The 26322-nt window shown below is 72.3% G+C and carries 20 protein-coding genes, 1 tRNA gene and 1 pseudogene; 8 read left to right on the forward strand and 14 right to left on the reverse strand.

Annotation, left to right across the window (positions count from 1 at the left end):
• Genes ACZ4NB_RS12420 through ACZ4NB_RS12430 form a run of 3 tightly spaced genes read left to right on the forward strand, consistent with a single transcriptional unit; the run spans window position 1 to window position 3390 of the window.
• A complete protein-coding gene (locus tag ACZ4NB_RS12420) occupies window positions 1-1806 on the forward strand; it encodes a branched-chain amino acid ABC transporter permease (RefSeq protein WP_467660637.1) in 1806 nt (601 codons plus the stop codon).
• Window positions 1807-1813: 7 nt separating this feature from the next.
• Window positions 1814-2677: an ABC transporter ATP-binding protein gene (locus tag ACZ4NB_RS12425; protein WP_467660639.1), complete on the forward strand. Its 864-nt coding sequence runs from the start codon at window positions 1814-1816 to the stop codon at window positions 2675-2677.
• A complete protein-coding gene (locus tag ACZ4NB_RS12430; protein ID WP_467660641.1) occupies window positions 2674-3390 on the forward strand; it encodes an ABC transporter ATP-binding protein in 717 nt (238 codons plus the stop codon). Before ACZ4NB_RS12425 ends, ACZ4NB_RS12430 begins: the two co-directional genes overlap by 4 nt.
• Before the next feature lie 74 nt (window positions 3391-3464).
• Here ACZ4NB_RS12430 and ACZ4NB_RS12435 read toward each other — a convergent pair whose 3' ends face one another.
• On the reverse strand, window positions 3465-4118 hold the full coding sequence (locus ACZ4NB_RS12435; protein ID WP_384437711.1) for an ANTAR domain-containing response regulator: 654 nt from the start codon (window positions 4116-4118) through the stop codon (window positions 3465-3467).
• An 89-nt stretch (window positions 4119-4207) separates the two neighbouring features.
• Here ACZ4NB_RS12435 and ACZ4NB_RS12440 point away from each other — a divergent pair.
• Together ACZ4NB_RS12440 and ACZ4NB_RS12445 are read left to right on the forward strand one after the other, a co-directional pair.
• A tRNA-Leu gene (locus tag ACZ4NB_RS12440) sits at window positions 4208-4290 on the forward strand.
• 84 nt (window positions 4291-4374) lie between these two features.
• Window positions 4375-5163: a helix-turn-helix domain-containing protein gene (locus tag ACZ4NB_RS12445; RefSeq protein WP_467660643.1), complete on the forward strand. Its 789-nt coding sequence runs from the start codon at window positions 4375-4377 to the stop codon at window positions 5161-5163.
• A gap of 55 nt (window positions 5164-5218) precedes the next feature.
• Here ACZ4NB_RS12445 and pyk read toward each other — a convergent pair whose 3' ends face one another.
• The 6 genes from pyk to ACZ4NB_RS12475 all read right to left on the reverse strand — a co-directional run bounded on the left by pyk (window position 5219) and on the right by ACZ4NB_RS12475 (window position 14672).
• On the reverse strand, window positions 5219-6655 hold the full coding sequence (gene pyk, locus ACZ4NB_RS12450) for a pyruvate kinase (RefSeq protein WP_467660645.1): 1437 nt from the start codon (window positions 6653-6655) through the stop codon (window positions 5219-5221).
• Window positions 6656-6811: 156 nt separating this feature from the next.
• Window positions 6812-7561 carry an SIMPL domain-containing protein gene (locus tag ACZ4NB_RS12455; protein ID WP_467660647.1) on the reverse strand — a complete coding sequence of 250 codons (750 nt, stop codon included), beginning with the start codon at window positions 7559-7561 and terminating at the stop codon, window positions 6812-6814.
• Window positions 7562-7748: 187 nt separating this feature from the next.
• Window positions 7749-9179, reverse strand: a complete 1431-nt coding sequence (locus tag ACZ4NB_RS12460; protein ID WP_467660649.1) for a lysine N(6)-hydroxylase/L-ornithine N(5)-oxygenase family protein — start codon at window positions 9177-9179, stop codon at window positions 7749-7751.
• Window positions 9176-10579 (reverse strand): pyridoxal phosphate-dependent decarboxylase family protein, encoded by a 1404-nt coding sequence (locus tag ACZ4NB_RS12465; RefSeq protein WP_467660650.1) that lies wholly within the window; start codon window positions 10577-10579, stop codon window positions 9176-9178. Before ACZ4NB_RS12465 ends, ACZ4NB_RS12460 begins: the two co-directional genes overlap by 4 nt.
• A gap of 208 nt (window positions 10580-10787) precedes the next feature.
• The gene (gene pepN / locus ACZ4NB_RS12470) at window positions 10788-13328 is read right to left on the reverse strand and encodes an aminopeptidase N (RefSeq protein ID WP_467660652.1); all 2541 of its coding nucleotides are present in this window, start codon (window positions 13326-13328) and stop codon (window positions 10788-10790) included.
• 468 nt (window positions 13329-13796) lie between these two features.
• Complete coding sequence (locus tag ACZ4NB_RS12475; RefSeq protein WP_467660654.1) at window positions 13797-14672, reverse strand: helix-turn-helix domain-containing protein; 876 nt, start codon at window positions 14670-14672, stop codon at window positions 13797-13799.
• A 182-nt stretch (window positions 14673-14854) separates the two neighbouring features.
• Between ACZ4NB_RS12475 and ACZ4NB_RS12480 the strand changes: the two genes are divergently transcribed.
• Complete coding sequence (locus ACZ4NB_RS12480) at window positions 14855-16693, forward strand: glycoside hydrolase family 35 protein (protein WP_467660655.1); 1839 nt, start codon at window positions 14855-14857, stop codon at window positions 16691-16693.
• A gap of 43 nt (window positions 16694-16736) precedes the next feature.
• On the opposite strand, the gene ACZ4NB_RS12485 is transcribed toward ACZ4NB_RS12480, so the two are convergent.
• From ACZ4NB_RS12485 to ACZ4NB_RS12505, 5 genes and pseudogenes are all read right to left on the reverse strand, one after another.
• On the reverse strand, window positions 16737-19844 hold the full coding sequence (locus ACZ4NB_RS12485) for an endo-alpha-N-acetylgalactosaminidase family protein (protein WP_467660657.1): 3108 nt from the start codon (window positions 19842-19844) through the stop codon (window positions 16737-16739).
• 300 nt (window positions 19845-20144) lie between these two features.
• On the reverse strand, window positions 20145-20381 hold the full coding sequence (locus tag ACZ4NB_RS12490; protein ID WP_467660659.1) for a hypothetical protein: 237 nt from the start codon (window positions 20379-20381) through the stop codon (window positions 20145-20147).
• 22 nt (window positions 20382-20403) lie between these two features.
• A pseudogene (locus tag ACZ4NB_RS12495) lies at window positions 20404-20739 on the reverse strand (response regulator transcription factor); the annotation flags it as partial.
• Between the two features lie 3 nt (window positions 20740-20742).
• Window positions 20743-20928 (reverse strand): hypothetical protein, encoded by a 186-nt coding sequence (locus tag ACZ4NB_RS12500; protein WP_467660661.1) that lies wholly within the window; start codon window positions 20926-20928, stop codon window positions 20743-20745.
• A 223-nt stretch (window positions 20929-21151) separates the two neighbouring features.
• A complete protein-coding gene (locus ACZ4NB_RS12505) occupies window positions 21152-21958 on the reverse strand; it encodes a S1 family peptidase (RefSeq protein ID WP_467660663.1) in 807 nt (268 codons plus the stop codon).
• A gap of 266 nt (window positions 21959-22224) precedes the next feature.
• Here ACZ4NB_RS12505 and ACZ4NB_RS12510 point away from each other — a divergent pair, with 266 nt between their 5' ends.
• Window positions 22225-23121 carry an RING finger protein gene (locus ACZ4NB_RS12510; RefSeq protein ID WP_467660664.1) on the forward strand — a complete coding sequence of 299 codons (897 nt, stop codon included), beginning with the start codon at window positions 22225-22227 and terminating at the stop codon, window positions 23119-23121.
• A gap of 33 nt (window positions 23122-23154) precedes the next feature.
• Here ACZ4NB_RS12510 and ACZ4NB_RS12515 read toward each other — a convergent pair whose 3' ends face one another.
• On the reverse strand, window positions 23155-24405 hold the full coding sequence (locus ACZ4NB_RS12515) for an alpha/beta hydrolase family protein (RefSeq protein WP_467660666.1): 1251 nt from the start codon (window positions 24403-24405) through the stop codon (window positions 23155-23157).
• 85 nt (window positions 24406-24490) lie between these two features.
• On the opposite strand from ACZ4NB_RS12515, the gene ACZ4NB_RS12520 reads away from it, so the two are divergent.
• A complete protein-coding gene (locus ACZ4NB_RS12520) occupies window positions 24491-25462 on the forward strand; it encodes an ArsR/SmtB family transcription factor (RefSeq protein WP_467660668.1) in 972 nt (323 codons plus the stop codon).
• A 63-nt stretch (window positions 25463-25525) separates the two neighbouring features.
• Here the strand turns inward: ACZ4NB_RS12520 and ACZ4NB_RS12525 are convergent, their stop codons facing one another.
• A complete protein-coding gene (locus tag ACZ4NB_RS12525; RefSeq protein ID WP_467660670.1) occupies window positions 25526-26227 on the reverse strand; it encodes an alpha/beta fold hydrolase in 702 nt (233 codons plus the stop codon).
• Between the last annotated feature and the right edge of the window lie 95 nt (window positions 26228-26322).

Genomic DNA, 26322 nt, shown 5'->3' on the forward strand with positions numbered 1-26322 from the left:
ATGACCACAGAGATCACCAAGACCACCGCCCCCGGCACCCCGGGCGTCCTCGCGCTCCCCGAGCGCCCCGCCCGCATCGCCACCGCGGCGGCCGCCCTCGCCACCGCCGTCACCACCGGCCTCGCCTGGACCTGGAGCAACGACTTCCCCGGCGAACTCACCTACTACGGATCCCCCGCCGGACTGCAGCTCCTCACCCTCGTCGGCGGCCTCCTCACCCTCCTCCTCGCCGCGGCCGGACTCGGCATCCGCGGCCTGCAATGGCTCACCCCCGGCGGCCGCAACGCCCCCGTGCTGCTCGCCGCCCTCGCCACCTTCGCCGCCACCTGGTTCACCCTCGTCGCCATCGCCGTCCAACTCGGCGGACTGGTCAACCTCGAACCGGGCGGCTTCCTCGCCGGCGTCACCTCCCTGCTCACCCTCCTCGCCGCGCTCGGCCTCCCCGCCGACCGCACCCCGGACACCCCGCCCAAGGACGCCTGGCAGCGCTTCACCGCGGCCCTCGCCGCCACCCCCGTCACCCGCCGCACCCGCGAGCTCCCCGGCTGGGCCGAAATCCTCATCATCGCCGCCGCCTTCGCCGCCGGGCTCCTCGCCTTCACCTACGGCATCGACACCGACGACGGCGCCCCCTTCGTCGGGTACCTCCTCTTCATGGTGATCGCCATCCCCGCCCTCAACCGGGCAGGACTGGTCAAACGGCTCACCGAACTCACCCACGCACACCGCGGCCCGGCTCTGTGCGCCGCCTTCCTCGCCGCCGCCAGCTTCCCCTTCACCCAGGACACCGACCAGTACACGATCATCGGGGCCAACATCCTGATCTTCGCCACCGTTGCCCTGGGCCTCAACGTCGTCGTCGGCCTCGCCGGCCTCCTCGACCTCGGATACGTCGCCTTCCTCGGTGTCGGCGCCTACGCCGCGGCCCTCGTCTCCGGCTCCGCCGAATCCGCCCTCGGCATCCAGTTCCCCTTCTGGGCGGCCCTCCTGACCGGCGCCGCGGCCTCCCTCGTCTTCGGCGTCCTCATCGGTGCCCCCACCCTCCGCCTGCGCGGCGACTACCTCGCCATCGTCACGCTCGGCTTCGGTGAGATCTTCCGCATCGCGATGCTCAACCTCAACGGCACCACCGGCCCCGACATCACCAACGGCGCCATGGGCATCCCCAACATCCCCAACCTGGAGATCTTCGGCTTCAACTTCGGCGAACCCCACGACATCCTCGGCATCCCCATCGCCACCTACGGCAACTACTACCTGCTGATGATCCTCGTGACCGCCTTCGTCGTCATGGTCTTCCGACGCGCCGCAGCCTCCCGCATCGGCCGCGCCTGGATCGCCATCCGCGAAGACGAGACCGCCGCCATCGCCATGGGCATCAACAGCTTCCGGCTCCGGCTCCTCGCCTTCGCCCTCGGCGCCGCCCTCGCCGGACTCGCCGGCACCGTCCACGCACACGTGGTGACGACGGCCACGCCCGAGCAGTTCCAGTTCGCCGGGCCCCAACCGCCCAACTCCGCCTTCCTCCTCGCCGCCGTCATCCTCGGCGGCATGGGAACCCTCAGCGGACCCCTCGTCGGCGCCGCCCTGCTCTTCCTCATCCCGGCCAAGCTCGACTTCCTCCAGGACTACCAGCTGCTCCTCTTCGGCATCGCACTCGTGCTGCTGATGCGCTTCCGCCCCGAAGGGCTCATCGCCGACCGCAGGAAGCAGCTCGAATTCCACGAGACCGGCCAGCTCGACGTGCCCGACCAGCGCCTGCCCGACGCAGACGCGGCCATCGGCGTCACCAAGGCAAAGGCGTGACGACACCATGACCACACCCACCATCACCGCCACCGGCACCGGCACCATCCTCGAAGCCTCCGGTGTCACCATGCGCTTCGGCGGACTCACCGCCGTACGAGGCGTCGACCTCACCGTCAACAGCGGCGAAATCGTCGGCCTCATCGGCCCCAACGGCGCCGGCAAGACCACCTTCTTCAACTGCCTCACCGGCCTCTACACCCCCACCGAGGGCACGGTCAGTTACCGAGGCACCCGCCTCTCCCGCAAGCCCCACCTCGTCACCCAGGCCGGCATCGCCCGCACCTTCCAGAACATCCGCCTCTTCGCCAACATGACCGTCCTGGAGAACGTCCTCGTAGGCCGCCATACGCGCACCAAAGAAGGGCTCTGGTCGGCACTGCTCAGAGGCCCCGGCTTCAAAAAGGCCGAACTCGGCAGCGAAGAACGCGCCATGGAACTCCTGGAATTCACCGGCCTCGCCCACAAACGCGACCACCTCGCCCGCAACCTCCCCTACGGCGAACAACGCAAGCTGGAAATCGCCCGCGCCCTCGCCAGCGAGCCCGGACTCCTCCTGCTCGACGAACCCACCGCGGGCATGAACCCCCAAGAGACCCGCGCCACCCAGGAACTCGTCTTCGCCATCCGCGACCAGGGCACCGCCGTACTCGTCATCGAGCACGACATGCGGTTCATCTTCAACCTCTGCGACCGCGTCGCCGTACTCGTCCAGGGCCAGAAACTCATCGAAGGCACCGCCGACGTCGTCCAGGCCGACGAACGCGTCATCGCCGCATACCTCGGAGAACCCGTGGAACCGGCCACCACCAGCGACACCGCGGAGCCGGCCCACCAGCCGGCCGAGGAACAGACCGGAGACACCCCATGACCGCACTGCTAGAGGTCGAGGACCTCCGCGTCGCCTACGGCAAGATCGAAGCCGTCAAGGGCATCTCGTTCTCCGTCGAAGCAGGTCAGGCCGTCACCCTCATCGGCACCAACGGCGCCGGGAAGACCACCACCCTGCGCACCCTCTCCGGCCTCCTCAAGCCGCTCGCCGGAAAGATCACCTTCGACGGGGAACCCCTCGACGGCGTGCCCGCCCACAAGATCGTCGAACGCGGCCTCGCCCACTCCCCCGAAGGACGCCGGCTCTTCCCCCGCCTCACCATCGCCGAGAACCTCCAGCTCGGCGCCTTCCTCCGCAAGGACGCCAACGGCATCGAATCCGACATCCAGCGGATCTACGAGCTCTTCCCCATCCTCGGGGAACGCCGCAAACAAGCCTCCGGAACCCTCTCCGGCGGCGAACAGCAGATGCTCGCCATGGGACGCGCCCTGATGTCCCGCCCCAAACTCCTCATGCTCGACGAACCCTCCATGGGCCTGTCACCGATCATGATGCAGAAAATCATGGAGACCATCCGCGAACTCCGCTCCGAGGGCACCACCATCCTCCTGGTGGAACAGAACGCCCAGGCCGCCCTCTCCCTCGCCGACCACGCCCACGTCATGGAAATCGGCAAGATCTCCCTCTCCGGCACCGGCGAATCGCTCCTGCACGACGAATCCGTCCGCAAGGCGTACCTGGGCGAGGACTGACCACCCCACTCCCCCAAACAAGCGGCCCCGTACCGGAATCCACCGGTACGGGGCCGCCCACGCACAACGCGCGACTACTGGTCCTTCTTCTGCTTCTTCTCCTCGGCGTCCTCGATGACCGCCTCGGCGACCTGCTGCATCGACAGCCGGCGGTCCATCGACGTCTTCTGGATCCACCGGAAGGCAGCCGGCTCCGTCAGCCCGTACTGCGTCTGCAGAATGCTCTTCGCGCGGTCCACCAGCTTGCGCGTCTCCAGCCGCTGCGTGAGGTCCGCGACCTCCTTCTCCAGCGTCTTCAGCTCGGTGAACCGGCTCACCGCCATCTCGATCGCCGGCACGACATCGCTCTTGGAGAACGGCTTCACCAGATACGCCATCGCCCCCGCGTCGCGCGCCCGCTCCACCAGCTCGCGCTGCGAGAACGCGGTCAGCATCAGCACCGGCGCGATGCTCTCCTCGGCGATCTTCTCGGCCGCCGAGATACCGTCCAGAACCGGCATCTTCACGTCCAGGATCACCAGGTCGGGGCGGTGCTCCCGGGCCAGGTCGACGGCGGTCTGCCCGTCCCCGGCCTCGCCGACGACGGTGTAGCCCTCCTCCTCCAGCATCTCTTTGAGATCGAGACGGATGAGGGCCTCGTCCTCGGCGATCACGACGCGCGTGGTCAGCGGCGGGACATGCGACTGATCGTCATCGGCGACGGGCTGCTCGGGCTCGGCGGCGCTCACGGGACTCCTCGTTCCAGGCAGGTGGTGCCATTGCAGCCTACCTAGAGGCGGCCGTCATGATGCACACGGTAGGGTGTCTTGAGCAGCAAGCCGGGTTGGCGGAATGGCAGACGCTGATGCCTCAAAAGCATCTGTCCGAAAGGGCGTGCGGGTTCGAATCCCGCACCCGGCACCTCTGAACAAGCGGATCCCCACGTTCGCGTGAATCGTACGCGTTTTCGTTGCGCTCCCCGACTCCGTCACACACAGTGACGATATGAGACTTCACGGCACAAGCGTGCGACACAAAGCACTGGCCCAGCTCCGCGCGGGGCCAAGGAACGCGGACGTGGCCCGCGCCCTGGGTGTCCCCCTCGGCACCATCGGCTACTGGCTGCACATGGACCGCGCCAAGCGCGGAGAGTGCCCAGGATCCCACGATCCGAAATGCCCACGGTGCGACGGGCGTGAGCTCGACGCAGCCGCATACTCCTACCTCCTCGCCCTCTACCTGGGCGACGGCCACGTCATCCAGTACTCGGCGCATCGCGTACCGAGCCTCATGATCACGTGCGGCGACGACTGGCCAGGCGTTATGGACGCCTGCGAAGCCGCGATGCGCGCGGTGTTCCCAGACAACTCCGTGTGCCGCGTCAGCAGGACCGGATGCCACAACGTGAAGGTCTACTCCAAGCACTTATGGTGCATGTTCCCGCAGCATGGCGTGGGCAAGAAGCACGAGCGACCGATCGTTCTCGAACCCTGGCAGCAGCGGATCGTGGACGCACACCCGTGGGAGTTCATCCGCGGCCTGATCCACTCCGACGGCTGTCGGATCACCAACTGGACGACCAGGATGGTCGGCGGGGAGCGCAAGCGCTACGAGTACCCGCGGTACTTCTTCACCAACAAGTCCGACGACATCCGCAGGCTCTGCTCGGACACCCTCACGAAGGTCGGGGTCGAGTGGACGCCCCTCGCCCGCGGCAGCGACCCGTTCAACATCTCCGTGGCCCGCAGGGCCTCCGTCGCCCTCATGGACCAACACATCGGGCCGAAGTACTGACGGGGACGGCAGTCAGTTCCTCGGCCCAGCGGGTTCAAGTGTGGTGCGGGTGGGGCTACTTCGGGGAGTCGTCCTCGCCGATGTGGTGGACGCGGACGAGGTTGGTGGAGCCGGGGACGCCGGGCGGGGAGCCGGCGGTGATGATGACGATGTCGCCCTTCTGGCAGCGGCCGAGCTTCAGCAGCTGCTCGTCGACCTGGGCGACCATCTCGTCGGTGGAGTCGACGGTCGGGCCGAGGAAGGTCTCCACGCCCCAGCTGACGTTGAGCTGGGAGCGGGTGGCCGGGTCGGGGGTGAAGGCCAGGAGGGGGATCGGCGAGCGGTAGCGGGAGAGGCGGCGGACGGTGTCGCCGGACTGGGTGAAGGCGACGAGGAACTTGGCGCCGAGGAAGTCGCCCATGTCGGCGGCGGCGCGGGCGACGGCGCCGCCCTGGGTGCGGGGCTTGTTGGCCTCGGTGAGCGGCGGGAGGCCCTTGGCGAGGAGGTCTTCCTCGGCGGCCTCGACGATGCGGCTCATCGTCTTGACCGTTTCGGTGGGGTATTTGCCGACGCTGGTCTCGCCGGAGAGCATGACGGCGTCGGTGCCGTCGATGACGGCGTTGGCGACGTCGGAGGCTTCGGCGCGGGTGGGGCGGGAGTTGTCGATCATCGAGTCGAGCATCTGGGTGGCGACGATGACCGGTTTGGCGTTGCGCTTGGCGAGTTTGATGGCGCGCTTTTGGACGATCGGCACGGTTTCGAGGGGCATTTCGACGCCGAGGTCGCCGCGGGCGACCATGATGCCGTCGAAGGCGGCGACGATGTCGTCGATGTTGTCGACGGCCTGGGGCTTTTCGACCTTGGCGATGACGGGGAGGAAGCGCTCTTCCTCGCGCATGATGCGGTGGACGTCTTCGATGTCGCGGCCGCTGCGGACGAAGGAGAGGGCGATGATGTCGGCGCCGTAGCGCAGTGCCCAGCGGAGGTCGTCCTGGTCCTTTTCGGAGAGGGCGGGGACGGAGACGGCGACGCCGGGGAGGTTGAGGCCCTTGTGGTCGGAGACCATGCCGCCTTCGATGACCTTGGTGTGGACGCGGGGGCCGGTGACTCCCGTGACCTCCAGGGTGACCTTGCCGTCGTCGACGAGGATGCGTTCGCCGGTGGTGACGTCGTCGGCGAGGCCGGGGTAGGTGGTGCCGCAGATGTGGCGGTCGCCTTCGGTGGACGGTTCGACGGTGATCGTGAACTCGTCGTCGCGTTCGAGAAGTACGGGGCCTTCTCGGAATCGACCCAGGCGAATCTTCGGACCTTGAAGGTCGGCGAGGATGCCGACGCTGCGGCGGGTTTCTTCGGACGCTTTGCGGACCCGGTCGAATCGCGCCTCGTGGTCGGCGTAGGTGCCGTGGCTGAGGTTGAAGCGGGCGATGTCCATTCCGGCCTCGACGAGGGCTTTGATCTGCTCGTACGAGTCGGTGGCGGGTCCCAGTGTGCAGACGATCTTTGCTCGGCGCATGTTTCGACTCTATGACTTACCGGGCGGTAGGGAACTGTAAAGAAGTGACTGCTCAACGAGCGCTTGGTGAAAGGCTGTTGACAAGTAATGGAATGGGCATGACGGCGCTCCGATGAGCGGATTTCCGCCCTCGCGCGGTGGCGTCTCACAGTGTGGTCATAGTGCGGGGCGGGTCATCGTAAAGCGCGCATTGACATTGGCGTAGACGGTCTGGCGCTGGGGTTCGAGGTCGAGGGCGGGGGCGGATTCCTGGACGGGGGCGCCGCCGTAGCCGGCGAAGGAGCGCATGGCGGGGGCGGCGACGGGGGCGGTGTTCTCGGCGCCGAGGTCGGCGAGTTCGACGATGGCGTCGAGGTGGGCGCCGAGGGCCTCGGCGTATTCGCGGGCGCGCTGGACGGCTTCGCGTACGGCTTGGGTGCGGGCGTCGCGGTGAGCGGGTGAGTCGTGGCGCAGGGCCCACCAGGGGCCGTCGACGCGGGTGAGGTCGAGGTCGGCGAGGCGGGTGGTGAGTTCGCCGAGGGTGGTGAAGTCGTTGAGGGTGGCGGTGTGGGTGACGCGTCCGTGGTAGGCGCGGATGCGTTCGTGGCGGCCCTTCTCGGTGAGTTGGGGGGTGAGGCTGAAGGCGCCGGTTTCCAGTTTTTCGATGGCGTCGCCGTAGCTCTTGATGAGGGTGAGGGCTTGTTCGTTGCGGCGGGTGAGGTCGGTGAGGGCGGTGGTGCGGTCCGTGCCGCGGGCGCTGACGGTGACGCTGATGCGGGCGATTTCGGGGTCGACTTCGAGGCGGGCTTCGCCGCGTACGGCGAGGCGGGGGGTGTCGGGGGTGCCGTAGGGCAGGGCGGTGGGGGTGGCGGGGGTGATCTCGATGGGGGTGTCTTCGATGGGGGCGTCGTGACTCGGGTCGGTCATGGGGGGCTCCTTGGGGTGCGGGTGGGCGAAGGGTCGCATATCGCGGAGGGGCGGGGTGGGAGTTTGGGCCGCTGGGAGTACGGCGGCCGGGTGGGGTGCGGCGGGGCCCCGTCACGCAGTCAGGAGCATGACAAGCGCCACGCCTGAGGGGCGGCGGCGGTGCCGGGGAGGGCATCGCCGCCGTGGGTCAGTGGCGTGGGACGAGGGTGGATCCCTGGCGGGGGACGGTGCCGGCGCGGCCCGTGGTGGGCTGGGGAAGGCCGAAGGTGGTGAAGGCGGTGCGGGTGGGGAGGGGGTAGGGGGTGGTCTGGGTGAGGGAGTTGAGGATGGTGGCGCTGCGCCAGGCGGCGAGGCCGAGGTCGGGGGTGCCGACGCCGTGGGTGTGGGTTTCGGCGTTCTGGACGTAGAGGGAGCCGGTGACGCCGGGGTCGAGGACCAGGCGGTGGTCGGCGTCGACGCGGGGGCGTTCGGCGGCGTCGCGGCGTACGTAGGGGTCGAGGGCGGCGAGCAGGGTGTCCATGCGGCGTTCGCGGTAGCCGGTGGCGAGGACGACGGCGTCGGTGGTGAGGCGGGAACGGGTGCCTTGCTGGGTGTGGTCGAGGTGGAGTTCGACCTTGGTGGTGCCGACCCGGCCGGCGGTGCGCACGGAGACGCCGGGGGTGAGGGTGGCGTCGGGCCATCCGCCGTCGAGGGTGCGGCGGTAGAGCTCGTCGTGGATGGCGGCGAGGGTGTCGTGGTCGATGCCCTTGTGGAGCTGCCATTGGCGGGGGACGAGGTCGTCGCGGACGCGTTCGGGGAGGGCGTGGAAGTAGCGGGTGTAGTCGGGGGTGAAGTGTTCGAGGCCGAGTTTGCTGTATTCCATGGGGGCGAAGGCGGGGGTGCGGGCGAGCCAGTGGATGCCTTCGCGGCCGGTGGGGCGGGCGCGGAGCTGGTCGAGGAAGATCTCGGCGCCTGACTGGCCGGCGCCGATGACGGTGATGTGGTCGGCGGCGAGCAGCTGCTCGCGGTGGTCGAGGTAGTCGGCGGAGTGGATGACGGGGACGGCGGGGGCGTCGGCGAGGGGGCGGAGCGGGAGGGGGATGTGGGGGGTGGTGCCGATGCCGAGGACGAGGTTGCGGGCGTAGGTGCGGCCGAGTGCTTCGGCTTCGCCTTCGGTGCCGAGTTGGGTGAAGTCGATCTCGAATGCCTCGTGTTCGGGGTTCCAGCGCACGGCGTCGATCTGGTGGCCGAAGTGGAGGCCGGGGAGGTTTTCGCTGACCCAGCGGCAGTAGGCGTCGTATTCGGCGCGGTGGATGTGGAAGCGCTCGGCGAAGTAGAAGGGGAAGAGGCGTTCGCGGGTCTTGAGGTAGTTGAGGAAGCTCCAGGGGCTGGCGGGGTCGGCGAGGGTGACGAGGTCGGCGAGGAAGGGGACTTGGAGGGTGGCGCCGTCGATGAGGAGGCCGGGGTGCCAGCGGAAGGCGGGGCGCTGGTCGTAGAAGGCGGTGCGCAGTTGGGTGAGGGGGTGGGCGAGGGCGGCGAGGGAGAGGTTGAAGGGGCCGATGCCGATGCCGGCGAGGTCGAGGGGTTCGTCGGGGCTCGCGGTGTGGGTGGTGGCGGGGGTTTCGGGAGCGGTGCTCATCGGGGGATGTGGCCTTCCACGAGTTTGAGGAGGGTGGTGAGGTCTCCGGTTTGGGTGTGGGGGTTGAGGAGGGTGGCCTTGAGCCAGAGGCCGGTGGGGGTGGTGGCGCGGCCCAGGACGGCTTGTCCGTCGGTGAGGAGGGTGCGGCGGATGGTGGCGAGGGTGGTGTCGTCGGCGTGGGTGGGGCGGAAGAGGACGGTGCTGAGGGTGGGGCGGGAGTGGAGTTCGTAGTGGGGGTGGGCCTCGATGAGGTCGGCGAGGTCCTGGGCGGCGGCGAGGGTGCGGTCGACGAGTTCGCCGAGGCCGTGGCGGCCGAGGGCCTTGAGGGTGACGGCGATTTTGAGGATGTCGGGGCGGCGGGTGGTGCGCAGTGAGCGGCTGAGGAGGTCGGGGAGGCCGGCTTCGGTGTCGTCGTCGGCGTTGAGGTAGTCGGCCTGGTGGGTGAGGGGGGCGAGGGTGGCGGGGTCGGGGACGGCCAGCAGGCCGGCCGCGACGGGTTGCCAGCCGAGTTTGTGCAGGTCGAGGGCGACGGTGTGGGCGCGGGTGAGGCCGTCGAGTGCGGTGTGGTGGGTGTCGCTGAAGAGGAGCGGTCCGCCGTAGGCGGCGTCGATGTGGAGGCGGGCGCCGTGGTGTTCGGCGAGGTCGGCGAGGGCGGGGAGGGGGTCGATGGCGCCGGTGTCGGTGGTGCCCGCGGTGGCGGCGAGGAGGACGGGGCCGGTGTGGCCGGTGAGGTTGGCCAGGCAGGTGTGGACGGTGTCGGGGGCGAGGGTGCCGTCGGGGGTGGGGAGGGTGAGGGGCTGCGGGAGGCCGAGGAGCCAGGCGGAGCGGTGGATGGAGTGGTGGGCGTTGGCGCCGCAGACGATCTGGAGGGGGGCGTTGCCGGCGGCGGTCTCCCGGGCGAGGAGGATGCCGAGTTGGTTGGATTCGGTGCCGCCGGTGGTGATCAGGGCGTCGGGGGCGGTGGCCCGGGGGTAGACGAGGCGGGCGAGGGCGCGGCTGGTGAGGGCTTCGAGGGCGGAGGCGGCGGGGGCCTGGTCCCAGGAGTCCATGGAGGGGTTGAGGGCGCCGGCGGCGAGGTCCGCCGCGGTGGCCAGGGCCAGTGGCGGGCAGTGCAGATGGGCGGCGCAGTGGGGGTCGGCGGGGTCGGCGGCGCCGGCGGCGAGGGTGTGGACGAGGGTGCGCAGGGCGGTGTGCGGTCCGGTGCCGTGCTCGGGCAGCACGGGGTGGCAGGCGTCGTGTACGGCGCGGGCGACGGCGTCGGGGCCGCCGGCCGGGAGGGGGCCGGCGCGGTCCTCGGCGCCGGTGGTGAGGGCGTCGAGGACGGTGTCGAGGAGGGGGCGCAGTGCGCGGGGGCCGTTGGTGCCGCCTGCGAGGGCGGTGCCGGCAGGGGGCACGGACATGGATGCGCTCTTCCGTGAGGGGCGTTCGGGCTGCGTCGCGAAGGCCATCCGTTCGGATAGTCGTTAGGCGGCCCTAAGTTACTGCTCCGATACGCTCCGCATCCAGCGCTTGCGGTCATACCACCCGAAAGTGGTACGGGTGTACCGCAGGTGTTCGGGTGCCGCCGGCTGCCGGTCCGGCGGCACCCGCTGCGCGCGGGGGTGTGCGCTATGCGCCGTCGCCCGCCGCGGCGGCCCGTACCGCCAACGCCCGCCGCAGGTCGTCGAGTTGGTCGATGAGCTTGCGGCGGAGGGCGGGGGTGGGGTCGCCGTCGGCGAGGCAGGTCTCGCCGAGGCGGAGGGTGTCCTCCTCGACGAAGGCGGCGGGGAAGGCGTCGCGGCCGGCGGCCGCGGCGAGGGCCGGGCCGCGGGCGGCGGCGAGGGCGGGGACGTCGGTGAAGTAGCGGGCGACGTAGGGGCGGAGCAGGTCGTGGTGCTCGGGTGCCCAGAAGCCGGTTGCGGTGGCGGTGAAGAGGTAGTTGGACAGGGCGGTGCCCTCGTCGGTGGTGAACAGGGCGTCCCAGGCGGCTTGTTTGGCGGCCGGGTCGGGGAGGGCGGCGTGGCAGCGGGCGGCGCCTTCGCGGCCGGTGGCGCTGGGGTCGCGGGCGAGTTCGGCGTCGATCAGCTCGGGGGTGGTGGCGCCGAGGGTGGCGAGCCGGCCGAGGATGCGCCAGCGCAGTTCGGGGTCGAGGTGCGGGCCGCCGGGGACGCTGCCGTCGTCGAGCCAGTCCTGTATGCCTTCGGGGGTGGTGGCGCTGGAGATGAGGGCGCGGACGGCGACCAGCCGCAGTCCGGTGGCGCTGCCGTTCTCGGGGCCTTCGGTGCGGCGGAGTATGTCGCGGCTGAGGGCGGTGAGGGTGGCCAGGGCGGTGTGGCGCCGGTCGGCGGTCAGGTAGCGGTCGGCGATCTGGGTGCGGGCGAAGGCCAGCACGCCCTGGACGATGGCGAGGTCGGTCTCGTGCGGGAGGTGGGCGCGGGCGGCGTCGAGGTAGGCGGTGGGCGGCAGTTCGCCGTCGCGGACCATGTCGCGGGCGGCGTTCCATACGACGGCGCGGGTCAGCGGGTCGGGGAGGCCGGACAGGGCGGCGAGGGCGGTGTCCCAGGAGCGGGGGTCGAGGCGGACCTTGGCGTAGCCGAGGTCCTGGTCGTTGAGCAGGAGCAGGGCGGGGCGGTCGCCGGTGGCGGTGTGGTCGCCGTCGTGCGGCAGGTCCCAGGACAGCGGGGTGCGCGGGAGGAGGCGGCCGGGGGTGTGCGGGTCGTGGTCGTAGAGGCCGACGGTGAGGTGGTGGGGGCGGGTGCCGTCGGAGCTTCCGGTCTGGTGGACGGTCAGGCTCCAGGTGCCGTCGGTGTTTTCGCCGACTTCGGGGGTGAGGGTGTCGACTCCGGTCGTGCGCAGCCAGCGCGCGGCCCAGGCGTGGACGTCGCGGTCGGTGGCGCGGGCGAGGGAGTCGATGAAGTCGGCCAGGGTGGCGTTGCCGAAGCGGTGCCGGGCGAAGTGGTCGTTGATGCCGGTGAGGAAGTCCTTGTTGCCCATCCAGGCGACGAGCTGGCGCAGGGCGGAGGCGCCCTTGGCGTAGGAGATGCCGTCGAAGTTGAGCAGGGCGGAGGCGGTGTCGGGGACGTCCTCGGGGGTGGGGGCGACGGGGTGGGTGGAGGGGCGCTGGTCGGCGTCGTAGCCCCAGCCCTTGCGGGCGACGGCGAAGTCGGTCCAGGTGTCGGTGAAGCGGGTCGCCTCGGCCAGGACCTGGTAGCCCATGTACTCGGCGAAGGACTCGTTGAGCCAGATGTCGTCCCACCACTGGAGGGTGACCAGGTCGCCGAACCACATGTGGGCCATCTCGTGGGAGATGACCATGCCGCGGGTCTGGCGCTCGGTGTCGGTGACGGCGGAGCGGTAGACGAATTCGTCGCGGAAGGTGACCAGGCCCGGGTTCTCCATGGCGCCGGCGTTGAATTCGGGGACGAATGCCTGGTCGTAGGAGTCGAAGGGGTAGGGCTCCTCGAAGATCTCGTGGTAGCGGTCGAAGCAGCGGCGGGTGAGGTCGAGGATCTCCTCGGCGTCGGCGTCCAGGTGGGGCGCGAGGGAGCGGCGGCAGTGGATGCCGAAGGGCAGTCCGGCGTGTTCGGTGCGTACGGAGTGCCAGGGGCCGGCGGCGACGGCGACGAGGTAGGTGGAGATCAGGGGGGTGGGGGCGGCCTGCCAGCGGCCCCGGCCGAGGTGTTCGGTGATGCCGTTGGCGAGGACGCTCCAGCCTTCGGGGGCGGTGACGGTCAGCTCGAAGACGGCCTTGAGGTCGGGCTGGTCGAAGGCGGCGAAGACGCGCTGGACGTCGTCCATGAACAGCTGGGTGTAGACGTAGCTCTCGCCGTCGGCGGGGTCGGTGAAGCGGTGCATGCCCTCGCCGGTGCGGGAGTAGCGCATGGTGGCGTCCAGGCGCAGTTCGTGGTCGCCGGGGGCGAGGCCGGTGAGCGGGAGGCGGTTGTCTTCGAGGGCCTCGGGGTCGAGGGGCCGGCCGTCGAGGATGGCGGAGTGCAGCTCGGCGGGCTTGAGCTCGACGAAGGTGTCGCCGGCCGCTCGCGCGGTGAAGTGGATCACCGTACGGGAGCCGAACCGCTCCTCACCGTGGGTGAGGTCGAGTTCGACGGCGTAGCGGTGGACGTCGATGAGTCGGGCTCGGGTCTGCGCCTCGTCGCGCTGCAGTGCGGGCATGGGGCCATGCTGCCGTACGGCCGGTGGGCGGTGCACGGGGGTTTGACGGCGCTCCGCCTTGGCTGTGCTCGTATCTCGCTGCGGCCCGCCGGGGGCTCGGGGGGGTCGTCGGTGTCGCGGGGGCCGGAGGGGCCGCACGGGGGTCCGTCCTCGGCGCGGGCGCCTCTGGTACGTGGATCGGGCGCCCCGACGTTCGCTCCGGTCCTGCGGGCGGACCCCCGTACGTCCCCTCCGGCCTACGTGTGTGTGCCGTCTGCGGCCCGGTGGTGCCTCCCCGATCTATGGACCGTCATCGGTACGGACGGTCAGCCGCCCACGTGGCCGGTCGGAGGGGATGCCCCGTGCCCCGCCCGCAGGACCGGAGCGGGCGCCGGGGTGACTTCACCGCGTACCAGAAGCGCCCGCGCCGAGGAGGGGGTACGGGGCGTCCCCTCCGGCCCCCGCACCGAGAAGCGGGCGCGCACCGGCTCAGCGCACGAGCGGCGGATCGTCGGGGTCGGGGATCTGCGTGGACCAGCCGCCGGGGACGGCACGGACCTGGCGGTCGCGGAAGCGGACCGGGGCGGTGCCGACGCGGCGGGTGAACAGCCGGCTGAAGTAGGCGGGGTCGTCGTAGCCGACCCGGCGGGCCACTGCGGCGACGGGGAGGTCGGTGCCGATGAGGAGTTCCTTGGCCCGGCCGAGCCGGATGCCGAGGAGGTAGTCCTTGGGGCTGCAGCCGGCGCCGCGCCGTACGGCGGTGCGCAGTTCGGCGGGGGTCATGCCGTGCCGGGCGGCGTGCTCGGCGACGGTGAGGGGCAGGAAGGCGTCCCGGGCCAGGGCGCCCAGGACGGGGTCGCCGTCGGCATCGGTGTCGGCGCGGGCGCGGCGCAGGGCGACCAGGAGTTCGTGGACGGCGGCGGCGGTCTCCACTTCCAGCAGGGGGTTGCCGCGTCGCGCCGCGCGGGCGATGCGGCCGACGGCGGTCCGGGCCGGGCCGGTGTCGGCGAGCGGTACGAGGGGCCGGTCCGGTTCGATGTAGCCGAGCTCGGTGTAGGTCGCGGCGGCCGGTCCGGTGAAGTCGACGAAGCTCTCGTCCCAGCCGGTTTCGGCGTCGGCTCCGTAGTGGTGCGGTACGCCGGGGATGAGCCACAGCAGGGCGGGGGCGGTGACCGGCCGGCGGCGGCCGTCGGGGGCGGTGTACCAGCCGCGGCCGGCGCTGATGACGAGGGCGACGTGGTGGTCGAGGGTGCGGGGGCCGACCGTGGGCAGGGTGCCGTGCTGCAGGCCGACTCCCAGGCACACCAGGCCGAGCCGGTGGTGGAGCGGGCTCGGCGTGAAGTACCGCATCCAGGTGTGGTACACGCCCGGACCTCCCGTCGCTTGGTACCGCTGCCGTGGTGGCGGACTCCGCCGCCGTGCCGCCGTGGCGCTCCGTCGAACCGTCGAACCGTCCAATCAGGGCCGATCTTTGTCCATGGACCGCCGCGCCGCCAGAGGGTGAGGCTGACCGATGACGCGGCAGGACGACACAGGGGCGGGGTGGCGTGGCGCGATTCGCGGTGGGTGAGCGGGACTTCACGTGGGACGGGCGGCCGGTGCGGCTGCTGTCGGGGGCGTTGCACTACTTCCGGGTGCACGAGGGGCAGTGGGGCCATCGGCTGGCGATGCTGCGGGCGATGGGCCTGAACTGCGTGGAGACGTATGTGCCGTGGAATCTGCATGAGCCGCGGCCCGGCGAGTTCGCCGATCCCGAGGCGCTGGGCCGGTTCCTGGACGCGGCGCGGGCGGCGGGGCTGTGGGCGATCGTGCGCCCGGGGCCGTACATCTGCGCGGAGTGGGAGAACGGCGGGCTGCCGCACTGGCTGACCGGGCCGCTGGGCCGGCGGGTGCGCACCCGGGACGCGGAGTTCCTGCGGGCCGTGGACGCCTGGTTCGCGCGGCTGCTGCCGCAGGTCGTGGCGCGGCAGTGCACGGCGGCGGGGCCCGGTGGCGCGGGCGGCGGTCCGGTGGTCATGGTGCAGGTGGAGAACGAGTACGGCTCGTACGGCAGCGACGCCCGCTATCTGGCGCACCTCGTGGGGCGGCTGCGCGAGCTGGGGGTGCGGGTACCGCTGTTCACCTCGGACGGGCCCGAGGAGCACATGCTCAGCGGTGGGTCGGTGCCCGGTGTGCTCGCCACCGTCAACTTCGGGTCGGGGGCGCGGGAGGCGTTCGCGGCGCTGCGGCGCCGTCAGCCGGGCGGGCCGCTGATGTGCATGGAGTTCTGGTGCGGGTGGTTCGCGCACTGGGGGCGGGCGGAGTCGCCGCGCGCCCCCGAGGACGCGGCGGAGGCGCTGCGCGAGGTTCTGGAGTGCGGCGCCTCGGTCAATGTCTACATGGCGCACGGCGGCACCAGTTTCGGCGGGTGGGCGGGGGCCAACCGCGCGGGTGAGCTGCACGACGGGGAGCTGCGGGCGACGGTGACGTCGTACGACTACGGGGCGCCGGTCGATGAGCGCGGGCGCCCGACGGAGAAGTTCTGGCGCTTTCGCGAGGTGCTGGCCCGATGGGCGGACGGGCCGCTGCCGGAGGTGCCGGCACCGCCGCCGGGGCTGGCGGGTCCGGCGGCGGCGGTGGTGGAGGAGTGGGCGCCGGCCGGGGAGGTGATGGCGGCGCTGGGCGGCGACGAGGTCGAGGGCGGCGTCCCGGCGACCTTCGAGGAGCTGGGCGTGGACCGGGGGCTGGTCCGCTACCGGGTGGCGGTGCCGGGGCCGCGGGGCCGGTATCCGCTGCGGGTGAGCGGGCTGCGGGACCGGGCGGTGGTGTACGTCGACGGGGAGCGCCGGGCGGTGGTGGACGCCGAGGACGCCGTGGTCGGGGAGGTGGCGGGGCCGGCGTCGGTGGAGTTGTGGGTGGCGTCGCTGGGACGGGTCAATTACGGGCCGCGGCTGGGCGAGTCCAAGGGGATCGTGGGCGGGGTGCTGCACGAGCGGCAGTATCTGCACGGCGTACGGTCGCGGGGGCTGCGGCTGGACGCGCTGGAGGAGGCCGGGGCGCTGGCGAGGGTCCCGTTCCGGGGGGTGTCGGGGGCCGGCGGGGATCCGGGGCTGTACCGGGGGACGGTGACGGTGGCGGGGCGGCCGGGGGACGCCGATCTGGTGCTGCCGGGCTGGAGCCATGGGATCGCCTGGATCAACGGGTTCTGCCTGGGCCGCTACCGCTCGGTGGGGCCGCAGCGCGCCCTGTTCGTGCCGGGCCCGGTGCTGCGCGAGGGCGGCAACGAGCTGCTGCTGTGGGAGTGGGAGGGCGCCCCGGCCCTGGTGGGGGAAGGGGCGGGGGCGCCCGGTCTGGGGCCCTGCGCGGGGCCGGGGCGGGTCTCGCCGATCTGCGTGGATCACGCCTAGGGGGCCGTGGGGACGCACCGACCCGCCCCCACGGCCGGCTGCGCTACACCTCGCGCACCTCGAACGCGTCGAGGACGAACTCCGCCGTCCCGTCGTCGCCGGTCTTGCGCAGGCCGACCCAGGGCTCACCGCGGTCGGGTGCGGTGAACTCGTAGGTGTGGGTGGTGGGTCGGGTGGCGACCGGCAGGGGGCTGCGGATCAGCTCGCGGGGTGCGGGCTCGTCGACGGCGGTGATCCAGGCGTACTGGCCGGCCGTGGCGTTCTCGTAGCGGAAGGTGACGCGGTAGCGGCGGCCGGCGGTGAAGCGGACGGTGTGCGGGACGGTCCGGTAGACCAGGCCGGTGTTCTCGCCGCGCGACTTGAGGGACTGGCCGCCGTCGATGACGTCGTCGATCGCCTTGCCGTTCCAGCCGCGCTGGGTGAAGGGGGCGTGCCGTTGGGCGATATGGGTGCGGGGGTCGGTGCTGCCGCCCGCGTCGCCCTTGACGAAGACGCCCCAGCCCTGGGGGACGTGCTCGAAGTCCTCGTGGACCAGGGTGCCCTTCTTGGCGGTGGGTTCGGCGGGGACGACGCGGACGTTGTCGAACCGGACCCGGGCGCGGCCCGCCGCGGCGGTGAGGGCGAGGGTGACCGGGCCGCCGCCCTCGGGGACGGTGAAGCGGGTGAACAGGCGCTGGAAGCGGGTGCCGGACTTGCGGTCGGCCGCCACGTAGTTGCCGGCGGTGGAGGTGTCGGTCCAGTTGGCGGCGGTGACGCCGTCGGCGGTGCGGATCTCCAGGGCGGCCCGCCGCCGCTCCCCCGGCTTCGCGCCGACCTCGATCTGCACGGAGGCGGCGTAGGTGCCGGGGGCGAGGCGGGTGAGTTTCTGGGTGACGGCGGCGGCGCCGCCCGCGTCGACGACCAGCTCGTAGTCGCCCAGGTCGCTGCGTCGTACGGAGGCCGGGCCGGTGGTCTGCCAGGCGTCCAGGGTCCCGGCGTGGAAGCCGGGGTCGGTCAGCGCGGTGCCCTCGCCCCAGTCGGGGTCGCCCTGGGCGGGGGCCCGGTCGCGGTAGAGGACGTAGGCGACGCCGGGCTGCGCGGTGAGGGTGATCCGTCCGCCGGTGACGGGGATCGGGGTCTCCTGGGTGCGGCCCTGGTCGGTGAGCCGGTAGGCGTGTACGGCGGTGGCCGAGGACCATCCGCGCGGCAGGGTCCAACTGGTGGTGCCGCCCCGGGGGTTGTAGTGGTAGAGCTTGCCGGGGTCGGTGGCGCGGCGGGGCTCCCAGGGCAGCAGGTAGGTGCCGCCGTCGTAGACCAGGCGGCCGTCGGTGGTGATCCTGCGGGTGCCGCTCTTCGAAAAGCCCACGGAAGCGGAGCCGGCGTCGCTGACCGAGGTCCGGGTGGGGCCCTCGAAGGTGATCTCGTGTGCGCCCCAGGTCTTGATGGGGTACGCCTGGAGGTACTTGGCGGGCAGCGCCTCGGTCCAGATGACGGTGTGAAAGGCGTGCCAGTCGGTCTTGCCGACCCAGCCTTCGAAGTTGCCCATCCGGCCGTTGCCCAGCAGCGTGGGCCACTTGTCGGCGAAGACGTCCTTGTGGTGGTTGCGCAGGAAGCGGATCAGCTGGGAGTTGATGCCGCGGGAGGTGTCGGGGCCGTAGTCGGTCTCGGTGGCCCAGTGCGACCACAGGGCGGAGCGTTCCAAGCCGTGGCCCCATTCGGTGGTGAGGTGCCAGCCCTGGTCGCGCAGATGGCGCTGGAGGCGGTCGGAGTTCCAGCCGGATTCGCGGAAGACGTCGATGTAGAGGGTGTTGAGGGCGGGGTCGGTCTCCTCGCGCAGTTGCGCGAAGCGCCGGGCGATGTCGCCGGAGACCAGATCGCGGCGGGCGTCGATGCGGTAGGACTGGTCGAGCCAGTCCCACTGCTTGTCGTCCTTGTCGACCAGCGTCTCGGAGAAGGCGTGCGCGACGGGGTAGGACTCGGTGGCGTTGACGTGCACCGCGAAGTCGCTGTTCCACTTCTTGCCGGCGCGGACCAGGGCGTTGAGGTCGGCGAGGCCGCCGGCCCGCTCGTTGTAGTTGCCGCCGTAGTCGGGGTGCGCGGAGTCGTGGCCTTCGGACTGGTAGCCCTTGAGGAGGGTGAACTGCCGCAGTCCGTCGGTGGCCAGCGCGATCCGCTTGACGTTGTCGAGGGTGGCGAGGAACGGGTTGGTGGCCTGGCTGGCGAAGTTGAACGGGATGTGCGCGACCACCCGCAGATGCTGTTCGTCGGCGCCCAGCGGCATGACCATGATGTCGCGCAGCGCGATGGCGGCGTCCTGCCAGTCGGTGCGGCCGTCGCCGTTGCGGTCGCGGGTGACGATGACGGTGGCCTGCGGCAGCGGGTCGGTGGCGGCCACCGGCGCTCCGGCCGCCCGGTGGGTCCACTGGCCGGGGACCAGTTGCGCCTTGACGAAGCCGTCGCCCTTGAGGGTCTGCCGCGACAGCCGGCCGTTTTCCCAGGTGGTGGCGCCGGTGGGGGTGTCGTGGACGCTGTTGGTCTCGATGCCGGCGGCCAGCCGGTCGGTGGCGACGACGGCGTAGGCGCAGCCGGTGGGTGCGGCCTCGGCGGGGGTGGTGTCGGAGACCTCGATCAGGGTGTCGCCGCTCTTGACCTTGTCCAGTTCGAGGCGGGCGGCCAGCAGGGCGGCGCCGGGCTGGTCGCTGCGGACGCTGAGCAGCGCGAGGCCGGGGATCTCCAGGGTGCCCACGCGCAGCGCGGGGGTGTCGGCGACGTCGGTGACGCGCCAGGTGGTCCGCCATCCCTGGACGGCGATCTCGACGGTGATCTCGGTGCCGCCGTCGAAGGCGAGGGTGTAGGTGGCGCGGTCGGCGCGGGCCCGTTGGGTGACGCGGGGGGTGCGGGCGGTGCCGTCGATGAGGACCTGGGTGAGGGCGGTCTCCTGGCCGTGCAGCACGGCGCCGGTGCCGCGGTCGGTGTAGGAGACGATGCGCGGGAAGGCGGTGTCGACCCGGACCTCCAGCGCGTCGGACCGCAGCACCCGCTCGTCCGCGCGCGGTGCGGCCGCGGCGGGGGACGCGCCGAGCGGCAGGGCGCCGGCGACCGGGGCGAGCGCGGTGGCGGCGACGAGCTGTCTGCGGCTGGGCCCGCGCGGGGCACCTGACTGTGGGTTCACGCGCGCTGTCCTCCCCTTCGGGCGTGCACTGGCTTTCGGCGGACAGCGTGCTGCCGGGGCGGGGGGTGCGCCTATGGACAAAGGAGGGGCAGGTGTTGGACAGATGTTGTTGGGCAGATGTGGCCGCAGGGGTCAGGCGGGCCGGTCGCCGTCCAGGGGCAGTACGGCGATCAGCTCCCAGCCGCCCTCGGCGGCGGGGCCCGCGGCGAGCCGGCGGTCAGCAGCACCAGCAGCGCGATCCCCTCCCCAGGCCCCACACCTGCAGGGCGTGCTGCCCGGCGATCAGCACCGCCGAGGCGGTCAGCGAGACGGCGGCCGCGGTCCAGGCCGTACGGTCAGCGGGATCCGGGCGTACGGCACGGCGCACAGGCAGACGACGACGGCGGTGGCCACGACGATGGCGTGCGGGCGGGTGGGCTGGCGGGCCAGCACCACGGTCTCCACACCGACCAGGAACAGCAGGACCACCGCCAGGACGGCCTTGGCGGCGACGGCGCCTTGGGGGTGGCTGCGGGCCCACCCCGACATCGGGCTCATCCGCCTCTCCCACGGCGGCCGCTCATGTGCTCTCCGCGGCCAGGCCGCTCTCCCAGGCCCAGGCGGCGATCTCGACGCGGTTGCGGGCGGCCAGCTTGGTCTGCACCTGCGCCAGATGGGACTTGACCGTGGAGAGCGAGACATACAGCCGGTCGGCGATCTCGGCGTTGGTCCGGCCGCGCGCCAGTTCCCGTACGACGTCCCGTTCGCGCTCGGTGAGCGGTTCGGCGGGGGTGCGGGCCGCCGCGCCGCGGCCGGTGGCGGGGGCCGGCTCGCGCAGCAGCCGGACGGTGATCGCGGGCGAGACCAGGGAGTCGCCGGCGGCGGCGGCCCGTACGGCCTCCACGAGCAGGGCGGGGCCCTAGCGCAGGACGGCGCGGGCGGGGGCGTCGGCGGTCGACTCCGTCTCGACGGGGTCGTCGCGGTGGCCGCCCAGCAGGACGTAGGTCAGGGCCGCGGTGCAGGCGGCGAGGAGCAGGAGGGCGGCGACCGTCACGCGGTGGTCGCGGTCGCGCGCCGGGGGCCGGGTGCGGGGCTCGGTGGACATGCCGTTCACGCTAGGGAGGGGCCCGCGGGTGCGGCCAGGGGCCGTAGGGCCGTCGCTGACGCCACAGGGCCCGGTCGGCGGGGTGCGTTTGGTCCCGGGCTCGGGCGGACCAACGCCCCGTGCGCGGGGGGACCAAAGTCCCGGGCCGGGGTCCGGGAGCGCGGACACCGCGACGGCCCGGGGATCCGCTGCCCCCGGGCCGTGGTGTGCGTGGGTGGTGCGGTCAGCCGCCGAGCTCGCCCGCGGCCTTCTTGATGTCCGCGGCGAAGGTGCTCACCTCGCTGTAGACACCGGGCTTACCGGGCCGTGCGCAGCCCTCGCCCCAGGAGACGATGCCGACCTGGAGCCACTCGCCGGCGTCGTCCTTGCGGAACATCGGGCCGCCGGAGTCGCCCTGGCAGGTGTCGACGCCGCCGGTGTCCAGCTTGCCGGCGCAGATCTCGTCGCCGGGCGTGAGCTGGTCGCCGTATGCCTTCTTGCAGGTGGCGTCGTCCACGAACGGCACGGTCGCCTTGAGGAGGTAGCGCTGCTGGTCGCCGCCTTCCTTGTCGGCGCCCCAGCCGGCGATCTCGAAGTCGCCGTTGTTGAGCTTGTCGTTCTCGGCGATCTTCAGGGTCGGCTGGTCGATCGGCTTGGCGAGCTTGATCAGCGCCCAGTCCTTGCCCTTGCCGTTGTAGCCGGGGGCCTGGAGGACCTTGGTGGAGTTGACCTTGACGGCGCTTGCGTCCTCCAGGTCGACCACACCCGCGGTGGCCGTGATGGAGGTGTTGTCGCCGCTGCCGTCGACGCAGTGCGCCGCGGTGAGCACGATGTCCTTGGCGTAGAGGGCGCCGCCGCAGCCCATCGACAGCCGGACCATGAAGGGGTATTCACCCTGTTCGGCCTTGGTGCCGCCGACGACCTTGGTGTGGGACCCGGACGGGTCGGGGGCGGGGGCCGCGGAGGCCGAGCCGGGCTGGAGGCTGAAGGCGGCCAGGGCGATCGCGCCGACGGCGGTGGTTCTCTTCAGGAGCTTCCGGTAGCTGCGCAACGGGCTTCCTTTCGTGGGGGGTTGCACGTCGCTGACGAGCCCATGCCAACACCGGAGCCGGACGTACCCGCCGAAAAAGTGCGTGGAGGAACGGCGGCACGCCGTGAGGCGTCCGGACCCAGTGGGGGATGAGTCCGTAAAGCGCCCTTGGATTATGTGGAGTGGGCGATCAGGGTGACAAGGGTGCGCATCCAGCCAACTCCCTTACTACCCACGCCCCGTACGGCCCATACCGGACGAACCGGGGCAGTCGTAGAGTGGGCCGGGTGACCACGGGTGGCAGCGGTATCGAGCACGGATTCCCTCATCTCGACACGGTGCGCGCGGCCGTCCACGCCGTGTTCGCACGCCTGTCGTACGACACGGTGAGCACCTTCGCCACCAGCGTGCTCCCGGTCGACGTGGCCTTCGACGACACCGAGGACCTGTATCTGGGGGCGCAGCGCGTCGCCCATGCCCTGGTGCGGCAGCTGCGGCTGCCGGACGCGCGGATGGTGGTCGGCTTCCGCGAGATGGAGCACGCCGCGAACGTCGAACTCACCGCGGGACCCGAGTACTTCATCGAACTCAACGCACGCTTCAAGAAGCACCGCAAGGACATCGGCGCCGCGCTGGCCCATGAGGTGATGCACATCTATCTGCACCGCCTGGACCTGTCGTTCCCCGGCACCCGCGACAACGAGATCCTCACCGATACCGCGGCGGCGTACCTCGGCTCGGGCTGGCTGCTGCTGGACGCCTACCGCGAGCACGGCCCGTTCTCCCAGAAGCTGGGCTATCTGACGCCGGAGGAGTTCGGCTACGTCCTCGCCAAGCGGGCGGAGTTCTTCGGTGAGGACCCGGCGCCGTGGTTCACCAGCCCGCAGGCGTACGACGCGTATGCGGCGGGCGCGGCGCGGGCCCGCCAGGACGCGCGCCGGCCGCCGCTCGCCGGCGCCGGGTGGGCCGCGCGGCTCCGCTACGCCAAGGACCGCCGGGCGGCACAGGATCCGCGGCACACCGGCCGCCCGCCGGGCCCGGACGGCGGTTACGCCTTCGAGGGGCCGCCGCTGCGGGTGTCGTTCCGCTGCCCGGTGTGCGATCAGCGGATCCGGGTCCCGGTGCGCGGACGGCTCCAGGCACGCTGCGGACTGTGCAAGTCCCTGCTGGACTGCGATACGTGAGCGGGAGCCTTGCCCGTGACCTGAGCCGACCGGTCAGCGCCGGGGCAGGTGCCGGGCGAAGAACGACCGGATGTGGTGCCGCACCAGGGGCACCGATACGGCCGGCTCGATCGCGCCGACCAGCGCGACCCGATCCTCGGGCGGCATCAGTCCGGCGGCCTGCAACTGGGGCGCCAGCGCGGCGTAGTCGGTGAACACCGCGTGCGCGGCGTGGTCGATCCGCCGCCGGCGGGTGTGCCCTCCCGGATGGGCGAGCATCGCCGCCCAGGACCGCGCCAGCTCCGCGCGGCCGGGGAAGCCGTCGGTTCCCAGCAGGAGCAGCGGACGGTCCACCCCGTGGCGGGCGACCGGGAACAGCTCCCCTTCCCGGCCCGGACCGGGCGCCGGGTGGTCGAGGTAGCCCTCCATGTCGACCGCCGCGCCGATCCGGCGGTCCTCGTACATCGCCTCGGCCACGGTGGTCCCGCCGGCCGAGTGCCCGTAGGCGCCCACCCGCCGCAGATCCAGCGCCCGGCCGAGGTCCGGCGGCAGCGGGCGGCCGGCCGCGTCGGGGTTGCCGCCGGCCGCCAGGACCGCCAACTGGTCCAGCACGAAGCGGAGGTCCGCGATCCGGGTGCCGATCGCGGTGCGGAAGGTCTCCGGGGACGTACGGGGGTCGCCCCGGAAGACGGTCGGGCGGACCCGCCCCCGGCCCGCCCTCGCGGTGGGGAAGGCGACCTCGGCGGCGTCGCCGGGGTGGTCGACGGCCACCACCACCCAGCCGTGGCTCGCCAGTTCCTCCGCGACCCCGGTGCCCAGGGTGCGCGGATCACCGCCCCCCGGGCTGTAGAGCAGCACCGGGCGCGGTACGGCCTGCGCGGGGGCGCCCCTGTGCGCATGGGTCATGGTGGCCGCCCAGTCCACACCGGACTTCGGCAGGTGGTGGATCGCGGCGTCGATCCGCCCGAACAGGGCCGCGGCGTCGGCGGTCATCTGCGGGGCGACCGGGTGGCCGTGGACGGCGCGGGCCGGATACCAGACTGTGGCCATCACTTCCCGTACGGCGAGGGCGGCATCCCACGGGTCGCGCCGGGCGGGGTCGACCAGATACAGCGTGGTGTGGCCGATGCGGTGCGGACCGGTCGGTGCGGGCAGCCGCAGGATGCGGCCGCCGGCGGGTGCCGCCGCGGGCCGTGCCGTCGCGCGGGCGCCACCGGTGAGCAGCAGCGCGGCGGCCAGTGCGGCCGAGGCGGTGACGGTCCGCCGGGTCACCGCGCCGGCGCCATGAGTGAATGAGGAGGACATGACCTGAATGCTGGCGTCCGGCCGCGGCACGGGCGAACGTTGAGGGCCGGGCCGAAACGATGGCGCGGTGCCGCGGAGGAGAGTAGTGATCCGGATCCATTTCACGGCCGCCGACTTCGCCCGGGTCCGGTTCGCCCCCCGGCCGGCCCCGCTGCAGGAGCTGAACGTGGCCCTGCTGCGGATGACCCGGCCCGACGACGCGGTGCTCTTCGGCCGCTGGCGGCAACGGCTGCTGCGGGCGCTGCCGGCCGCCGCCGAGCCCCTGGCGGACCTGGTCCCCGCCGGTGAAGCCCCGCGGTTCCTCGATGTGTTCAGCGACAGCCTGGCGGAGGGACTGGAGGCGGTGCGGGCCGACCGCCCGGAAGTGGTGCGCGCCGAGATCGAGCGGGTCTACGCCCGGCACCCGGCCCCGGCACCGCCGTGGATCCGCGCGCTGCACCGGGGCGACGCCGAGGCCCTCCGGCTCCTGCGCCGCGCACAGCACGCGGCCTTCGAAACGGCCGTGCGCCCCGTATGGCCCGTGGTGCAGGACCTGCACCGGGCGGAGTTCACCCGCCATGCGCTGACGGTGGCCGAGCACGGTATCGGCGCCGCGCTCGACCGGCTCGTGCCCGGCGGCCGACTCCGCGGCGGCGTCTGGGAGTTCGCCGGGCCCGGGGAGTCGGACCGCCGGCTGCGCGGGCGCGGCCTGGTGCTCCAGCCCACCTTCCACTGGAGTGGCCCGCCCCTCATCGCCGACCTGCCCGGCCGCCCCCTGTTCCTGACCTACCCGGCCGGTCCGGGCCTGCCGCTCACTCCCGACGGGGCGAACGGCACGGCCGACGCGCTGGCCGAGGTGCTGGGACGCACCCGCCTGGAGATCCTGCTGCTGCTCGCGGCGGAGCACTCCACCACCGGGCTCGCCCGGCGACTGGGCGTCAGCAACGCCACCGCCTCCGCCCACACCGCCGCGCTGCGCGGCGCGGGCCTGATCACCACGGTCCGCGCGGGCCGCTGCGTACTGCACCGGCGCACGGCACTGGGGACGCTGCTGGTCCGGCAGCACGGCGCGGTATGACAGCGGGCGTCGACCGGTACGGCCGGGGTCGGCCCGCCGGCCGGAGCCCTGACGGACGCGCCCCTAGACCCACCCCTCCAGCCCCGCCAGGAAGCCGTCGAAGTCGTCGCGGTGGATGGTGTGGCCCGCGCCGGGCACCGTGCGGACCTCGAAGCCCCGGTCGGTCAGGTCGGCGGTGGCCGCCGCCTGGTCCGGGAAGAGGAAGCTCTCCCCCGCGATCTGGACCAGCGAGGGGACGACCGGCTTCTCGGGTGTCCGGTCCTGGAGCCGCTCGGTGGACAGCGCCAGGGCGGTCCCGGTGTCCCAGTCCGCGACCGTGGCGAGTTCGATGTCGACGTCGATGTCGTCCCAGCGCGGGTTGAAGCTCCGCACCATCGTGCGGTGGGCGGTCTTGAAGGTGACGAACACGGCCGGGTCGACGGGCTGTTCGACCCGGCCGAGCGACCAGGCCGGTTCGCTGTAGACCGCGCGACGCGGCTGCAGCCGCTCCACGGCCAGGGAGAGCGCCAGGCCGCCCAGGGAGTGGCCGATGGCGACTTCGGGGGCGGCCGGCAGGGTCTCGACCAGGTCGTCGGCGTACAGCTCGGCGCCGTACTCGCCGCGCGGGCTGCGGCCGTGGCCGCGCAGATCGACGGCGATGACGCGGTAGCCCCGCTCGGCGAGCGCCGGGCCGACCCGGCGCCAGGTGCGGTGGTCGGACATCATCCCGTGGACCAGCACCGCGATCCGTTCGCCGGCGCCCCATTCGTGGGTGTGCAGCTGCATGCCCGTGCCCTCTCTCCCGCAGGTCCGCTCCGGTCTACCGGCGCCCCCGGCCCCGGACTTGGCCGGGGACAGACCGCACCCCTGCGACGTTACAC

Source organism: Streptomyces sp. NPDC026575 (genome assembly GCF_055567415.1).

Excerpts from the sequence above, each read along its gene's own strand:
- ACZ4NB_RS12420 (WP_467660637.1), top strand. The coding sequence starts at position 1 with ATGACCACAGAGATCACCAAGACCACCGCCCCCGGCACCCCGGGCGTC.
- ACZ4NB_RS12425 (WP_467660639.1), top strand. The coding sequence starts at position 1,814 with ATGACCACACCCACCATCACCGCCACCGGCACCGGCACCATCCTCGAA.
- ACZ4NB_RS12430 (WP_467660641.1), top strand. The coding sequence starts at position 2,674 with ATGACCGCACTGCTAGAGGTCGAGGACCTCCGCGTCGCCTACGGCAAG.
- ACZ4NB_RS12445 (WP_467660643.1), top strand. The coding sequence starts at position 4,375 with ATGAGACTTCACGGCACAAGCGTGCGACACAAAGCACTGGCCCAGCTC.
- pyk (WP_467660645.1), bottom strand. The coding sequence starts at position 6,655 with ATGCGCCGAGCAAAGATCGTCTGCACACTGGGACCCGCCACCGACTCG.
- ACZ4NB_RS12455 (WP_467660647.1), bottom strand. The coding sequence starts at position 7,561 with ATGACCGACCCGAGTCACGACGCCCCCATCGAAGACACCCCCATCGAG.
- ACZ4NB_RS12460 (WP_467660649.1), bottom strand. The coding sequence starts at position 9,179 with ATGAGCACCGCTCCCGAAACCCCCGCCACCACCCACACCGCGAGCCCC.
- ACZ4NB_RS12465 (WP_467660650.1), bottom strand. The coding sequence starts at position 10,579 with ATGTCCGTGCCCCCTGCCGGCACCGCCCTCGCAGGCGGCACCAACGGC.
- pepN (WP_467660652.1), bottom strand. The coding sequence starts at position 13,328 with ATGCCCGCACTGCAGCGCGACGAGGCGCAGACCCGAGCCCGACTCATC.
- ACZ4NB_RS12490 (WP_467660659.1), bottom strand. The coding sequence starts at position 20,381 with ATGAGCCCGATGTCGGGGTGGGCCCGCAGCCACCCCCAAGGCGCCGTC.
- ACZ4NB_RS12500 (WP_467660661.1), bottom strand. The coding sequence starts at position 20,928 with ATGTCCACCGAGCCCCGCACCCGGCCCCCGGCGCGCGACCGCGACCAC.
- ACZ4NB_RS12515 (WP_467660666.1), bottom strand. The coding sequence starts at position 24,405 with ATGTCCTCCTCATTCACTCATGGCGCCGGCGCGGTGACCCGGCGGACC.
- ACZ4NB_RS12525 (WP_467660670.1), bottom strand. The coding sequence starts at position 26,227 with ATGCAGCTGCACACCCACGAATGGGGCGCCGGCGAACGGATCGCGGTG.